Here is a 13,702-nt window from a genome sequence, read left to right on the forward strand (position 1 = left end):
GCCCTACTGAGACCGGCCCCACCCAGACCGGCACACCCGCCAGGGAGAGAACGACATGTCAGCGAACCCCGGGACGAGACGCCGCCGCTCGGCGCTCGCGGCGGCCGCCGCCCTCGCCGCGCTCGCGGTGACCGCCACCGCGTGCGGTCCCACCGAGGACAACTCCTCCGCCGCGCCCGGCGCCTCGACGGAGGACAAGCCGGACGGCTCCGCCCGCGACGGTCTGGACCTGAGCCTGCCCAAGGACCTGCCCACCTCGTTGGAGGACCTGGACAAGTGGCGCGACGGCGGCTGGCGCAACTGGGACGAGAAGGACTGGCTGCGCGACGCGGCCGACTTCGTCAACCCCTACATCAAGGACCTGTGGAAGCCGGAGCGGATGCACGAGGCGGAGGCCGGTGACAAGGAGGTCACCGAGGAGGACATCGCCGCCGCCTCCACCCCCGCGGACGACCCGGCGCCGCGCGCCGTCCGCGCCCAGCGCGTGGCCACGCCGTACCACCGCAACGCCGCCCCGGTGGGGAAGGTCTTCTTCGACACCCCGAAGGGCCCGGCCGTCTGCTCGGGCACCGTCGTGAAGGACCCGCGCAACCCCGGGAAGTCCAACCTGGTCGCCACCGCCGGGCACTGCGTGCACGGCGGCAAGGGCAAGGGCTGGTTCCGCAACATCATGTTCGTGCCGTCGTACAACGACCTCGGGCGGCCGGCGAACCAGATCCCCTCGGCGCCCAGGCAGCAGGTCAGCCCGTACAAGCAGTGGTGGGCGACCTGGGCGCAGACCACCGGCTACTGGATCGAGCGCGGTGACGCCGTCAACGGCGCCGCCGGCGCGGCCCAGGACTTCGCCGTGCTCCAGCTCAAGGCGGAGGACGGGTCGGCGAAGTCGCTGGAGGAGACCGTCGGCGCCTCGCTGCGGATCAACTTCCGCGCGCCGCGCCCCGGCCAGCTGTCCGGCCTCAGCTCCTACGGCTACCCGGCCGCGCCGCCCTACGACGGCGCGCTCATGCACACCTGCACCGACCGCCCCGGCCGGCTCACCGTCGACCCCACGCAGCCGCAGATGTACCGCATCGGCTGCACCATGACCGGCGGCACCTCCGGCGGCGGCATGTTCGTCACCGGCGCCGACGGCAAGGCGGAGCTGGTCTCGGTCAACTCGATCGGTCCGCGCCCGGCGACGTGGCTGGCGGGCCCGTACCTGGGCGCTCCCGCCCAGGGCGTCTTCGACGCGATCAGCAAGCGCTTCGCCGGCAAGAACTGAACCGGTACGGCGAACGGCCCGACCCACACCGGCGAGGTGGGGGTCGGGCCGTTTCCGTCCTTCTGCGTGTCCCTCCGCCGGCGTCAGCGGGCGGCGGCCAGCGGGCTGCGCACCGTGTCGCTGCCGGGCACCGGCGCCGAGGCGTCGGTGCCGAGCTCGACGATCCGGTTGTCGGCGTCGACGTGCACCACACGCGGCACGTAGGCCCGCGCCTCGGCGTCCTCCATCTGCCCGTAGCTGATCAGGATGACCAGGTCACCGGGGTGGACGAGGTGTGCCGCCGCGCCGTTGATGCCGATCACCCCGGAGCCGCGCTCGCCCTCGATGATGTACGTCTCCAGCCGGGCGCCGTTCGTGATGTCGACGATGTGCACCAGCTCACCCGGCAGCAGGTCCGCCGCATCCAGCAGGTCGGCGTCGACGGTCACGGAACCGACGTAGTTCAGGTCGGCCTCGGTCACCGTGGCACGGTGGATCTTGGACTTGAACATCGTGCGCAACATGAAGAACTCCCGCTCTGGCTGCTCCCTGCCTGTGCTTCGCAGGTCAAGGGCGTTCTACGGAGCCTACAACGACACGCGTGTCCGGTCAGCTCCCGCGGCTGTTCCAGGGCTCACACCGACCCGTTGCCGACTCGGGTCAGGCTCCTGCACCGGGTGCGCGAGTGGACAACGTACGGCAGGCCGGTAGTGCGGCCGGACCGCGGGACTGGCCGGCTCAGCCGCCGCTCTTGCGCCGGAACGACCGCTGGCTCGCAGCCGGGCCGTGGGCCGCACGCACCTTCGACGCACCCGGGTTGGCGGCGGTGTCGGCCGCGTCCGCCTGCGCACCGCGCTTGCGCGCCAGGGCTTCGCGGAACTTGCGCTTGAGGTCGTAGTTGCCGTCTCCGTCCGGCGCGAGAGGGGATGCCTCGGGGGCAGCCGGCTCCGAACCTTCCGGGGTTGTGGGCTCTGCGGTCATGGTGACCTCCTGGGTTCGGGGGCGTGGTCAAGCACAGCTTGTCATGCCGGGCGCCGGCACCATCACCCTGCGGGGCAACGGCTCTCAGCCGCCGCGACGTACCCGGGCGGCCTTGCGGGCCTCGGCGAGCTTGCGGGCCTCGGCGGCCTTTCGGGAACTGCCACCGGTACCGCGGGAGGAGCCCTTGGTGGTTCCGAGGCCGCGGAAGGGCGCGTTGCCGTTCTTGGGCCGGGGGACGGCGGGCCCGCCGTCGAGCGGAGTGCCGGAGGGAGCCCTGGCGCCGGTGATCCGGCTCAGCTCCGCCTCGCCCGAGCGCACCCTGGTGACGGTCGACTCGATGCCGGCACCGGCCAGCATCCGCGTCGTCTCGCCGCGCTGGCCACCCTGCACGAGCGTGACCACGCTGCCGGACTCGCCGGCGCGGGCGGTACGGCCGGCCCGGTGCACATAGTCCTTGGGGTCGGTGGGCGGGTCGACGTTGACCACGAGATCGAGATCGTCGACGTGCAGGCCACGGGCCGCGACGTTGGTCGCCACCAGAGCGGTGATCCGACCGTCCTTGAACTGCGCCAGGGTCCGCGTGCGCTGTGGCTGGGACTTGCCGCTGTGCAGGGCTCCGGCGTGCACCCCGCTGGCCCGCAGATGCCGGGTGAGCTGATCGACAGCGTGCTTGGTGTCGAGGAACAGCAGCACCCGGCCGTCGCGGGCCGCGATCTCCGTGGTGACGGCGTAGCGGTCAGGGCCATGGACGACCAGCACGTGATGCTCCACTGTCGAGGCCGCGCCGGCGGACGGGTCGACCGAGTGAACGACGGGGTCGTGGAGGTAACGACGGACCAACTGATCGACGTCGCGATCCAGCGTGGCCGAGAACAGCATGCGCTGACCGTCGCGGTGTACCTGCTCGAGAGCGTCGACAACCTGCGGCAGGAATCCCAGGTCGCACATCTGGTCGGCCTCGTCCAGCACGGTGATCCTCACCCGTCCCAGGCTGCAGGCGTTGCGCTCGATCAGGTCGTGCAGGCGTCCGGGAGTGGCGACGACCACCTCGGCTCCCTCGCGCAACGCGGCGACCTGCCGGCCGATCGACATGCCGCCGACGACCGTGGCCATCCGCAGCCGCAGTGCCTCGGCGTACGGTGCAAGCGCCTGGGTGACCTGTTGGGCCAGCTCCCGGGTGGGCACGAGGATCAGGGCGAGGGGCTGCTTCGGTTGGGCACGCCGCCCGGCCGTACGTGTCAGCAGCGGCAGGCCGAAGGCGAGCGTCTTGCCCGACCCGGTGCGCCCGCGCCCGAGGAGGTCGCGCCCCTCCAGGGCATCGGGGAGAGCGGCGGCCTGGATCGGAAAGGGCTCGCGCACCCCGAGTCCGCTCAGCGTCCGCAGCACCTCCACCGGCAGCCCCAGGTCGGCGAAGGAAACGGCCGGGGGCCGCGCCGGCGTCGCGCGCCCTGCCTGGGCGGGACCGCCGTGAGCGACGCCGGAGTCGTCGGGATGCTTCATGAACAGCCTTCCGCAGGGGGAACGTACCGAGGAAGGCCCGGCAGGACGGAACAGCCCGCACAAGCGGCACCGAACAGGAACTGCCGCCCACCGCGACGACCACGCAAACCCACGACGGTAGCACGGAGCGCCCCTCCGAACGGCACGGAAAGCCACCTCCGCTGATGCCGGCGCCTTGTCGCCAGCGCCCCCGTGAGGCCGCGCGCGGCCTGCACGTCCGCAGTGGAGGGGTGCGGAGTCGGGAGCTCCGGTACGTTTCCGGTATGGGCATCGATGCCGACTCCTTCCTCTGTCGTCTGGCTCAGGAGCTCAGACCGCAGGCGGAGGAGTCGGCGGACCTTCTGCTGGAACGTCTGAGCGACGACATGCCCGAACTGTGGGAGCACAAGGAGATGGCCGCGCTCGCGCCGGAGGAGACGGCCGGGCACATCAACAGGTTCCTGGACGTGCTCGAAGGGCGCATTGAGGTGACGGAGGTCGAGGCGCCGCCCGAAGCACTGGCGATCGCCCGCCAGGCCGCGGGGCGCGGGGTGCCGATCAGCCGGCTCCTTCGCGCCTACCGCCTCGGCCACATGGTCCTCGTCCAGCTGATCCAGGCCGAGGCCGCCCGGCTCGACGACGGGGAGCTGAGGAACGCTGCCATGCTGCGGCTCGTGGAGTCGGCCTTCGCGTATGTCGACCGGGAGTCGGAGCAGATCGTCGTGGCCTACCAGGAGGAGCGCGGCCGGCGGCTGCAGCTGGTCAACGAGACGAGCCGGCGGATCGGGACGAGTCTCGACACCGTCCGTACCGCCGAGGAGCTGGCCGAGTTCGGCACCGACGGCTTCGCGGACCTCGTCACCGTCGACCTCCCGAGTTCGTGCCCAGCCTGCCGATGACGGCCACCGGAAAGATCCTCAAGCGTGAGCTGGCCCGCTGAACTCGTCGATGCGGAAACGCGCGACGTTCACGGAGCTCGTCGTCTGTCACGCGTCGCCGTGAGCCAGGTGACTGCTCTGCTGATGTCCGTCTGGGAGACGATGCCGACCAGGGCGCGGCTGTCCTGGTCCAGGACGAGTACCCGGCTCTCGCTGACTCCGGCGAGTCGCGACAGGACCTCGATGACGGGCTCACCCGGGGACGCGGTGGTGACCTCGTCGATCGGTGCCATCACCTCACCGAGGGTCGTGGACCCCCGCTGCGGCACCGGCACCCGGTCGACGCGGGCGACCGTCACCAGGCCGACCGGTGCCTCGTCGGCGTCCACGACGGGGAACGCCGTGTGGCGGTACTGGCCGAAGGGCGCGCCGGCCAGGAACTGCTCGACGGTAGTGGTCGCGGGCACGGTCACCGGGTCGGGCGTCATGATGTCGCGCGTCCGGATACCGGCGAACACCCCCCGCAGCTGCGCCTGCCGGCTCTCCGCGGTGGCCGCGGCGATCAGGAAGCCGCCGATCAGGGCCAGCCACAGGCCCGCGAACGTCCCGGTGACCAGGATCGAAAGGAAGCCGTAGATCACCAGCAGCCAGCCGAAGCCGCGGCCGGCCGCGGCGGCGATCACCGTCGACCGCACCGGGTCACCGGTGAACTTCCAGACCACCGCGCGCAGCAGCCGACCGCCGTCGAGGGGCGCGGCGGGGATGCTGTTGAACAGGGCCAGCAGGATGTTGATGGCGGCCAGCCACGCGACGGCCTCGATCAGCAGGCCCGGCGCGGCCAGCATGTCCAGCCACACGGCACACGCCGCGAAGAGCACGCCGAGCACCACGCTGGTCAACGGCCCGACCCCGGCGACGCGCAGTTCGACGCCCGGGCTCGGCGTCTCGCTTCTGAGCCGGGCGACGCCGCCGAGCATCCACAGCGTCATGTCCTCGACCTCGATGCCGTTGCGCCGCGCGACGATGGCGTGCGCCACCTCGTGAGCCAGGATCGAGGCGACGAACACCACCGCCACCAGCAGGCCCAGCGCCCAGTAGACGGCCGGCGGGTAGTCGGGGTAGAGCGGGGCGAGCCGTCCCCCGGCAAGGGTGACGGTCACCAGCAGGAAGATGACAACAACGCTCCAGTGGACCGCCACCTTCACACCCGCGATCCGTCCCAGCGTGAATGTGCCTTTCACCGTCCGCCTCCGCTCGCCACTGGTACCGGCCGTGGACCTCCACGGGACCGGGTACCCCGGATCCCGCTCGGTCCTCGCGCAGGAGGGGGGAGAAACGGCGTCGGGCCCCGCCTGGTGGCGGGGCCCGACAGGGTGAGGCGGTGCCTCGGCCTCAGGCGGTGTGCGGGCGGAGTACCGCGGCCAGCTCCTCGTGGACGCGGGCCCGCAGCCGGGTGCCCTCGGCGGTGTGCTCCTCCTCGAGCACCTCGCCCTCGGCGTGCACCCGGGAGACCAGACCGCCGTCGGTGTACGGCACGAGCGCCGTCACCTCCACCGCGGGCCTGGGCAGTTCCCGGTCGATGAGTTCGAGCAGCTCGTCGATCCCGGCTCCGGTGTGCGTGGAGACGGCGATGGCGTGCCGCTCGGCCCGCAGCAGGCGCTGCACGACCAGCGGGTCGGCGATGTCGGCCTTGTTGACGACCACGACCTCCGGCACGTCGGTGGCGCCGACGTCCCTGATGACCTCGCGGACGGCGGCCAGCTGCTCCTCGGGCGCCGGGTGCGAGCCGTCGACCACGTGCAGGATGAGGTCGGAGTCGCCGACCTCCTCCATCGTGGAGCGGAACGCCTCGACGAGGTGGTGCGGCAGGTGCCGGACGAAGCCGACCGTGTCGGCGAGCGTGTAGATCCGACCGCTGGGGGTCTCGGCCCGGCGGACGGTCGGGTCCAGCGTGGCGAACAGGGCGTTCTCCACGAGGACGCCGGCGCCGGTGAGCCGGTTCAGCAGCGAGGACTTGCCGGCGTTGGTGTAGCCGGCGATCGCGACCGACGGCACCTGGTGGCGGCGCCGCTCCTGCCGCTTGACGTCCCGGCTGGTCTTCATCTCGGCGATCTCGCGGCGCATCTTCGCCATCTTCTCGCGGATGCGCCGGCGGTCCGTCTCGATCTTGGTCTCACCCGGACCACGGGTGGCCATGCCGCCGCCGGACGAGCCGGAGCCGCCACCGCCCATCTGCCGGGACAGCGACTGACCCCAACCGCGCAGCCGGGGCAGCATGTACTGCATCTGGGCCAGCGACACCTGCGCCTTGCCCTCCCGGGACTTGGCGTGCTGGGCGAAGATGTCGAGGATCAGGGCGGTGCGGTCCACCACCTTGACCTTGACGACGTCCTCGAGCTGGATCAGCTGGCCGGGGCTCAGCTCACCGTCGCAGACGACGGTGTCCGCGCCTGTCTCCAGCACGATGTCGCGGAGTTCCTTCGCCTTGCCGGAGCCGATGTAGGTGGCCGGGTCGGGCTTGTCACGACGCTGGATGACACCGTCGAGCACCAGCGCGCCCGCCGTCTCGGCGAGGGCGGCCAGCTCGGCGAGGGAGTTGTCGGCCTCCTCGGCCGTGCCGGACGTCCAGACGCCGACCAGCACCACGCGCTCCAGGCGCAGCTGCCGGTACTCGACCTCGGTGACGTCCTGGAGCTCGGTGGAGAGGCCGGCGACGCGGCGCAGCGCGGCGCGCTCGGACCGGTCGAGTTGGTCGCCGTCACGCTCGTCGCTGAACCCGCTACCCCAGGCGACGTCCTCTTCCATCAGGGCGTCGGCCCGGCGGTCGGTCTCGGTGCTGCGCTGGCCGCGGTGCGAAAGGGAAGAGGAGAAGGTCATCGTGTCCTAACGTCGTGGAGTGCTTCCGGGAGTGCTTCCGTCGGAAGTCCTCCGAGAGGAGTTCTCTGAGGGTGCAACGCGCCGGGGCGCTGCTTCATTCCCCGCGCCGCCCGGAAGCGCGCGGGGTCCGACGGCGCGGGCATGTTCCCGCGACGCGTAGATGGTCGCACGCCGGAGCGGGCCCGTCACCCGCTTAACCCGGGCCGTCGTGTCGCGGGCCAGGCGGCCCCACCCGGACACAGCCCGGTCGCCGCCCTGCAGGAAGTCCGCTCGGAGCCGGGTCAGAGCGCGGGCTGCGCGGCCCGGATGACGTCGTAGACGCCGGGCACCTCGCGCATGGCGCGCATCAGCGCCGGCAGTTCGGCGGCGTCCTCCAGCCGGAGGGTGTAGGTGTGCCGGACCCGCTGCTGCCGCGGCGGCTCCACGGCCGCGTACAGCACGGCGGCGCCCTGGACGGCGATCGTCTCGGTGAGGTCGGCCAGCAGGTGGGGGCGGCCGAACGCCTCCGCGCGCAGCGTCACCCGGCAGGAGGCGCGGGCACTGGCCCGCCAGCGCACCGGCACCGGGTCGCGGCCGGAGGCGGCCATCCGGGCCACCGAGGCGCAGCCGTCCCGGTGCGCGGTGACGGCGCCACCGCGCACGGCGAAGCCGATGACCGGGTCCGGGGGCACCGGAGTGCAGCAGCGGGCCAGCCGTACGGGCCGCTCCGGCAGCCCCTCGGCGACAGCCGCGGACTCGGTGCGGGCGCCCTCGCGGTCGTCGCGCGGCGGCTCGTCGGCGGCCGGTTCGACGGCCTGGGGTTCCGGGGCCCTGGTCCCGCCGGCGGGCTCTTCCGGCTGGGCCTCCAGCCAGCGCCGGATGGCCAGCCGGGCGGCCGGGGTGCGGGCGTGCTCCAGCCAGTCGGGGGACGGCCCCGAGGCGCCCCCCTCGGCGGCCATCAGCAGTTGCACGGCGTCGCCGTCGCGCAGCACGGTGGCCAGGGTGGTGAGGCGTCCGTCGACCCGGGCCCCCACGCAGCGGTGGCCGTCGGCGCCGTGCCGCGCGTAGGCGGCGTCCACACAGGTCGCGCCGGCCGGCAGGTGCAGGGTGGCGGAGTCGGCGGTGCTGCCGGGTTCGGCGACGAAGACGGTGATCTCGCGGTCCTGGGCGAGGTCGTCGCGCAGTTCGGCCCAGAAGGTGTCGGGGTCGGGGGCGTGGCTCTGCCACTCCAGCAGCCGGGAGAGCCAGCCGGGCCGGGTGGGGTCGGCGCGTTCGCCGTCGGTGTCGCGGTCGGCTTCGGCGTCGTCGGCGCCGTCCGTGCGGTGCGGGTCGCCGAGCGCGATCACCCCGGCCTCGGCGACGCGGTGCATGCGGTGCGTGCGGACCAGTACCTCGGCCACCCGCCCCGAGGAGTCGGCGAAGGCGGTGTGCAGCGACTGGTACAGGTTGAACTTGGGGACCGCGATGAAGTCCTTGAACTCCGAGATCAGCGGGGTGAAGCAGGTGTGCAGCTCGCCGAGTACCGCGTAGCAGTCGGCCTCCTCGCCGACGAGGATGAGCAGCCGTCCGAAGTCGCAGGGGCCGAGCTGGCCGCGTTTGAGGCGGTAGCGGTGCACCGAGAGGTGGTGCCGTGGCCGGATCAGCACCTCGGCGCCGACCCGGGCCTCCCGCAGCACGCCCCGGACCGCTTCGGCCAGCTCCTCCAGCGGGTCGGGCGCCTCCCGGTGGGCGCGGATGAGGACGTCGGTGCGCCGGTGCTCCTCGGGGTGGAGGATCTCGAAGACCAGGTCCTCCAGCTCGGTCTTCAGCGCCTGCACGCCGAGCCGTTCGGCGAGCGGGATGAGCACGTCGCGGGTGACCTTGGCGATGCGCGCCTGCTTCTCCGGCCGCATGACGCCGAGGGTCCGCATGTTGTGCAGCCGGTCGGCGAGCTTGATCGACATGACCCGGACGTCGTTGCCGGTGGCCAGCAGCATCTTGCGGAACGTCTCGGACTCGGCGGCGGCGCCGTAGTCGACCTTCTCCAGCTTGGTCACGCCGTCGACCAGGTAGGCGACCTCCTCGCCGAACTCCGCCCGCACCTGGTCGAGCGTCAACTCGGTGTCCTCCACGGTGTCGTGGAGGAGGGAGGCGGTGAGCGTGGTGGTCTCGGCGCCGAGTTCGGCCAGGATGAGGGTGACGGCCAGCGGGTGGGTGATGTAGGGCTCGCCGCTCTTGCGCATCTGGCCGCGGTGGGAGGACTCCGCGAGCACGTAGGCGCGGCTGAGCGCGTCGAGGTCGGCGCCCGGGTGGTGCCTCCGGTGGGCCTGGGCCACGTGTTCCAGGGCGTTCGGGAGCCCACCGCGCGGGGCGGTTCCCAGCAGGGCCGCGCGCCCGAGTTTCCGCAGGCTCCTTACCGCGCTCATCGGCAGCCCCCTCGAGGTGTCGCACCGTCAGTTGCCTGATGCTACCGACCTCACCACGGACGGCCGACAGGCGTCCGGCGACCGTGTCCCGGATCACTCCATCGAGTGGAGTGTAGACGGTCACGAACGGTCAAAACCGTGACCCCTCCGGACAGTTGGCAGGGCGCGGCGGTTGACACGGCGACGGGCGACAGGTCTCGGGCCGGGCCCGGCCCGGCCTCCGGCGGAGCGCCGGGTCAGTGCCGGAGCAGCGACGGGTCCACGATGCCCTCGGCGACGATGACGGCGGGACCGGTCATCTCGACCTCGCCGTCCGAGTGCTCGGTGATGAGCAGCCGCCCGCCCGGGACATCGACCGTGTAGGTCGCCGGCCGGCCCTCCGCCGCCGGGTCGACGCCGTCCCTGCGGGCCGCCGCGACCATCACGGCGCAGGCGCCCGTGCCGCAGGACCGGGTCTCCCCCGAGCCCCGTTCGTGCACCCGCAGCGCCACGTGGCGCGGACCGCGGTCGACCACGAACTCGACGTTGGTGCCCTCCGGGTAGGCCTCGGCGGGGGTGACCCGAGGGGCGTCCAGGAGCGGTCCCGCCTCGGCGAGGTCGTCGACGAACACCACGGCGTGCGGGTTGCCCATGTTGACGTTGCGGCCGGTCCACTCACGTTCGCCGACGGACACCGTCACCTCGGGGCCGGGGAGGCGGGCCTTGCCCATGTGGACGGTGATCGAAGCGTCCTCGTTGATGCTCACCCGGCGCACGCCGGCGCGTGTCGCCACCGCGAGGTCGCCGGTCTTGGCGAGCGCCATGCGTTCCAGGCAGTGGGCGAACACCCGCACGCCGTTCCCGCACATCTCCGCGACACTGCCGTCGGCGTTGCGGTAGTCCATGAACCACTCGGCCGCCTCCGCCATGGAGCTGGCCTCGGGGTGGGCGGCGGAACGCACCAGCCGCAGCAGCCCGTCGCCGCCGATACCGGCCCGGCGGTCGCACAGCCGCGCCACGTCGGCGGCGGTCAGCTCAAGACGGCCCTCCGGGTCCGGAATGATCACGAAGTCGTTCTCTGTGCCGTGTCCCTTGAGGAAGGTGATCGGCTGGGCTGCGCTGCTCACGCCTCGATCGTACGGGAGTGACGTGGGAGGCACGCCCGGGGCCGCCCGGCGCGCCGCGCCGTCCGCCCCGTGGGGCGGGTTCCCGGGGCCCGGCTCAGCGCAGGCGGGCGACGCGCCAGATCGCGAGCAGCACCAACGTGCCGACGATCACCGCGTACAGGGCCACGACCCGCCAGTCGGCGCGCTCCCTGGAGCCGCGCGCGGGCAGGCCCGGCCAGGCCAGTCCGACCCGGCGGGCGGCCATCATGCCCCACCCGGCCGCGCAGCAACTGATGAGCAGTCCGAGCATCGCCACGACGGCGCCGCCGTCGCCGAACTCGAAAGCGAGCGGGAAGGCGAACATCAGCGACCCGACAAGCGCCAGCGCCACGATCGGCGCGACCTGCCAGAGCCTCATCTTCCGCGGCGGACGCAGCTCGGCGTACGACTCGCCGCCGTCCTGGTACGTCGGTTCGCCCTCTCCGAGGATGTCCCGCCCGTCACTCAGGACGTCGCGTCCGTCGTTCGGCGGCAGGGCGCCGTCCAACGGCAGAACGGGGTCCAACGGCAGAGCGGGGTCGTCGCTGTCACGAGGGCCGGCCTCCATCGCCACGCGCCCTCCCAACTCCCGGCATTGCGGCTCGAGCGTCGATGATGGCACGTCCGGTGCCCGCGCCCGGCCGGTCTGAGCTTCCCGATGCCATCACGTGATCAGGCTGTGACCGGGCGCTCCAACAGGGCGACGGCGCGTTCGGCCAGTTCGCCCCGGTCCGCGGCGGCGCCGCTGAGCCAGTGCACCCGCTGGTCCTTGCGGAACCAGGTGTCCTGCCGGCGGGCGAAACGTCTGGTGGCCCGTACGGTCTCCGCGCGCGCCTCCTCCGGCGTGCACTCGCCGGACAGCGCGGCCAGCACCTGCTGGTAGCCGAGCGCCCGGGAAGCGGTCAGTCCCTCCCGCAGTCCGACCTCCGCGAGTTCCTCGACCTCCGCGACCAGCCCCTGGTCCCACATCCGGTCCACCCGCGCGGCGATGCGCTCGTCCAGCTCGGGCCGGGCGACGTCGACCCCGATCTGGAGCGTCCGGTACACCTCGCGCCGGGCGCCTGGGGCGGGCAGGTTGGCGGTGAACGGCCGGCCGGTGAGCTCGATGACCTCCAGCGCCCGCACGATGCGTCGGCCGTTGCCGGGCAGGATCGCGCGGGCCGCCTCGGGATCGGCCGCGGCCAGCCTGCGGTGCAGCTCCCCCGGGCCGACCTCGGCGAGTTCGCCTTCCAGCCGGGCCCGGACGGCCGGATCGGTGCCGGGGAACTCCAGCGCGTCCACCGCCGCGCGGACGTAGAGGCCCGAACCGCCCACCAGGACCGGGGTGCGGCCCTCGGCGAGCAGCCGGTCGATCTCGGCGCGCGCCATCCGCTGGTACTCGGCGACGCTGGCGGTGACCGTCACGTCCCACACGTCGAGCAGCCGGTGCGGCACGCCCCGCCGCTCCTCCTCGGTCAGTTTGGCGGTGCCGATGTCCATGCCCCGGTAGAGCTGCATGGAGTCGGCGTTCACGACCTCGCCGTCCAGGTGGCGGGCGAGGGCGACGCCCAGGTCCGACTTGCCCGCGGCGGTCGGGCCCACGACGGTGACCACCTGCGGCGCCTCGACGGTCTCGGACGGGTCGGCTGGGTTGGGTACGGAGTTCACGCCCCAAGTGTTTCAAACGGTGTGCAGCCCGAACGAGCGACGTGACGACGCCGGGGTGGGCTTCGTTGCCGTTGCGGGTTCCCGTGATCGACACGCGGCGACCCTCAGCCGAACAACCTTTGGAGTGGTCATGGGCATTTTCTCCTGGCTTCGCGGCAAGCGCCGAGGCACCGGGGCGGCGGCCGGCGAGCCGCCGGCGCCGGAGAGCCGGGGCGAGCAGCGGTCCGGCGAGCCGACCGACGGGGAGCAGCCCACGGCGACGGCGCCCGCCACCGACGAGGCGGCGTCGTCCGAGCGCTCCACCGAACGGTCCGAGGCCGCCACGGCGGCGACGGACGAGAGCACGACGGCGCGGTCGGAGGCGTCGGCCACCACGGCGGCCGAGACCGCCACCGCCGAGTCCGACGACGCCGCCGCCGCCGACGCCGACAAGCGGGACGGCGCCGAGGCCGGCAGCGCTCGGGACACCGAAGCCGCCGTCTGCGACTCGCCGCGCGACGTCACCTCCGGCAAGGCCGGCGAAGCGGACGGGGAGCGGAACGAGGCCGACGGGGCGGATACGATCAAGGACGGCGCGGACGCCGCGTCGGAGCCGGCCGAGGAGGCCGCGGGCGAACGTGTGGGCATCCCGCAGCAGCAGTCCGCGCGGCGGGCCGCCGACAGCACGGCAAGCGACGGCGCGCGCCCCTAGCGGCTCGTCGGGTCCCGTTCGTCGGGCCCCGTGCGGCGACGGCCGGGAGCGCCGTCTCCGGCCGAACCCGTCGATTCACGGAACCCATCCAAGGGAAGGTGACCACCATGGGACTCATGGACAAGGTCGGCAAGGTCAAGGACCTGCTCGGTCAGCACAGCGACAAGGTCGGCGAGGGCCTGGAGAAGGCCGCCAAGGCGGTCGACGCCAAGACCAAGGGCAAGTACAGCGACCAGATCAAGACCGGCACCGAGAAGGCCAAGGAGGCCGTGGGTCGCCTCTCCGAGGAGGACAAGACCGACGGGAAGACGGACGGGAAGGGCGGGGACAGCTCCGCGCGCAAGGACGCCTGAGAGCCGCCGAGCGGGGCGGGACGGCTGCCGGCCGCCCCGCCCCGAGCC

The 13,702-nt window shown here is 72.9% G+C and carries 13 protein-coding genes; 4 read left to right on the plus strand and 9 right to left on the minus strand.

What is annotated here, in order from left to right; translation table 11 throughout:
• The first annotated feature begins 55 nt into the window (after nucleotides 1–55).
• Nucleotides 56–1,261, plus strand: coding sequence for a trypsin-like serine peptidase (locus tag GL263_RS10395; protein ID WP_182855326.1), 1,206 nt, complete (start codon nucleotides 56–58; stop codon nucleotides 1,259–1,261).
• 83 nt (nucleotides 1,262–1,344) lie between these two features.
• Here the strand turns inward: GL263_RS10395 and panD are convergent, their stop codons facing one another.
• The 3 genes from panD to GL263_RS10410 form a co-directional block, all read right to left on the minus strand.
• Nucleotides 1,345–1,764, minus strand: a complete 420-nt coding sequence (panD, locus tag GL263_RS10400) for an aspartate 1-decarboxylase (protein ID WP_182855327.1) — start codon at nucleotides 1,762–1,764, stop codon at nucleotides 1,345–1,347.
• Between the two features lie 214 nt (nucleotides 1,765–1,978).
• Complete coding sequence (locus GL263_RS10405; protein ID WP_182855328.1) at nucleotides 1,979–2,221, minus strand: DUF5302 domain-containing protein; 243 nt, start codon at nucleotides 2,219–2,221, stop codon at nucleotides 1,979–1,981.
• Between the two features lie 84 nt (nucleotides 2,222–2,305).
• Nucleotides 2,306–3,721, minus strand: a complete 1,416-nt coding sequence (locus GL263_RS10410) for a DEAD/DEAH box helicase (RefSeq protein ID WP_182855329.1) — start codon at nucleotides 3,719–3,721, stop codon at nucleotides 2,306–2,308.
• A 263-nt stretch (nucleotides 3,722–3,984) separates the two neighbouring features.
• On the opposite strand from GL263_RS10410, the gene GL263_RS10415 reads away from it, so the two are divergent.
• Nucleotides 3,985–4,599, plus strand: coding sequence for an RsbRD N-terminal domain-containing protein (locus tag GL263_RS10415; RefSeq protein WP_182855330.1), 615 nt, complete (start codon nucleotides 3,985–3,987; stop codon nucleotides 4,597–4,599).
• 68 nt (nucleotides 4,600–4,667) lie between these two features.
• On the opposite strand, the gene GL263_RS10420 is transcribed toward GL263_RS10415, so the two are convergent.
• From GL263_RS10420 to miaA, 6 genes are all read right to left on the minus strand, one after another.
• Nucleotides 4,668–5,819 (minus strand): site-2 protease family protein, encoded by a 1,152-nt coding sequence (locus GL263_RS10420; RefSeq protein ID WP_182855331.1) that lies wholly within the window; start codon nucleotides 5,817–5,819, stop codon nucleotides 4,668–4,670.
• 151 nt (nucleotides 5,820–5,970) lie between these two features.
• Nucleotides 5,971–7,455, minus strand: a complete 1,485-nt coding sequence (gene hflX, locus GL263_RS10425; RefSeq protein WP_182855332.1) for a GTPase HflX — start codon at nucleotides 7,453–7,455, stop codon at nucleotides 5,971–5,973.
• 281 nt (nucleotides 7,456–7,736) lie between these two features.
• Entirely contained in the window at nucleotides 7,737–9,839 is a 2,103-nt protein-coding gene (locus GL263_RS10430; RefSeq protein WP_182855333.1) for a RelA/SpoT family protein, read from the minus strand.
• 236 nt (nucleotides 9,840–10,075) lie between these two features.
• On the minus strand, nucleotides 10,076–10,945 hold the full coding sequence (gene dapF / locus GL263_RS10435; protein WP_182855334.1) for a diaminopimelate epimerase: 870 nt from the start codon (nucleotides 10,943–10,945) through the stop codon (nucleotides 10,076–10,078).
• Between the two features lie 94 nt (nucleotides 10,946–11,039).
• Entirely contained in the window at nucleotides 11,040–11,531 is a 492-nt protein-coding gene (locus GL263_RS10440) for a hypothetical protein (protein ID WP_182855338.1), read from the minus strand.
• A gap of 104 nt (nucleotides 11,532–11,635) precedes the next feature.
• Nucleotides 11,636–12,610, minus strand: coding sequence for a tRNA (adenosine(37)-N6)-dimethylallyltransferase MiaA (miaA, locus tag GL263_RS10445; RefSeq protein WP_182855335.1), 975 nt, complete (start codon nucleotides 12,608–12,610; stop codon nucleotides 11,636–11,638).
• A 130-nt stretch (nucleotides 12,611–12,740) separates the two neighbouring features.
• Here miaA and GL263_RS10450 point away from each other — a divergent pair, with 130 nt between their 5' ends.
• Nucleotides 12,741–13,301 carry a hypothetical protein gene (locus GL263_RS10450; RefSeq protein ID WP_182855336.1) on the plus strand — a complete coding sequence of 187 codons (561 nt, stop codon included), beginning with the start codon at nucleotides 12,741–12,743 and terminating at the stop codon, nucleotides 13,299–13,301.
• A 107-nt stretch (nucleotides 13,302–13,408) separates the two neighbouring features.
• Nucleotides 13,409–13,654, plus strand: coding sequence for an antitoxin (locus GL263_RS10455; protein WP_182855337.1), 246 nt, complete (start codon nucleotides 13,409–13,411; stop codon nucleotides 13,652–13,654).
• Nucleotides 13,655–13,702 lie beyond the last annotated feature (48 nt).

Origin of the sequence: Streptomyces durbertensis (assembly GCF_014156695.1) — a bacterium.
GTDB classification, from domain to species: Bacteria; Actinomycetota; Actinomycetes; order Streptomycetales; family Streptomycetaceae; genus Streptomyces; species Streptomyces durbertensis.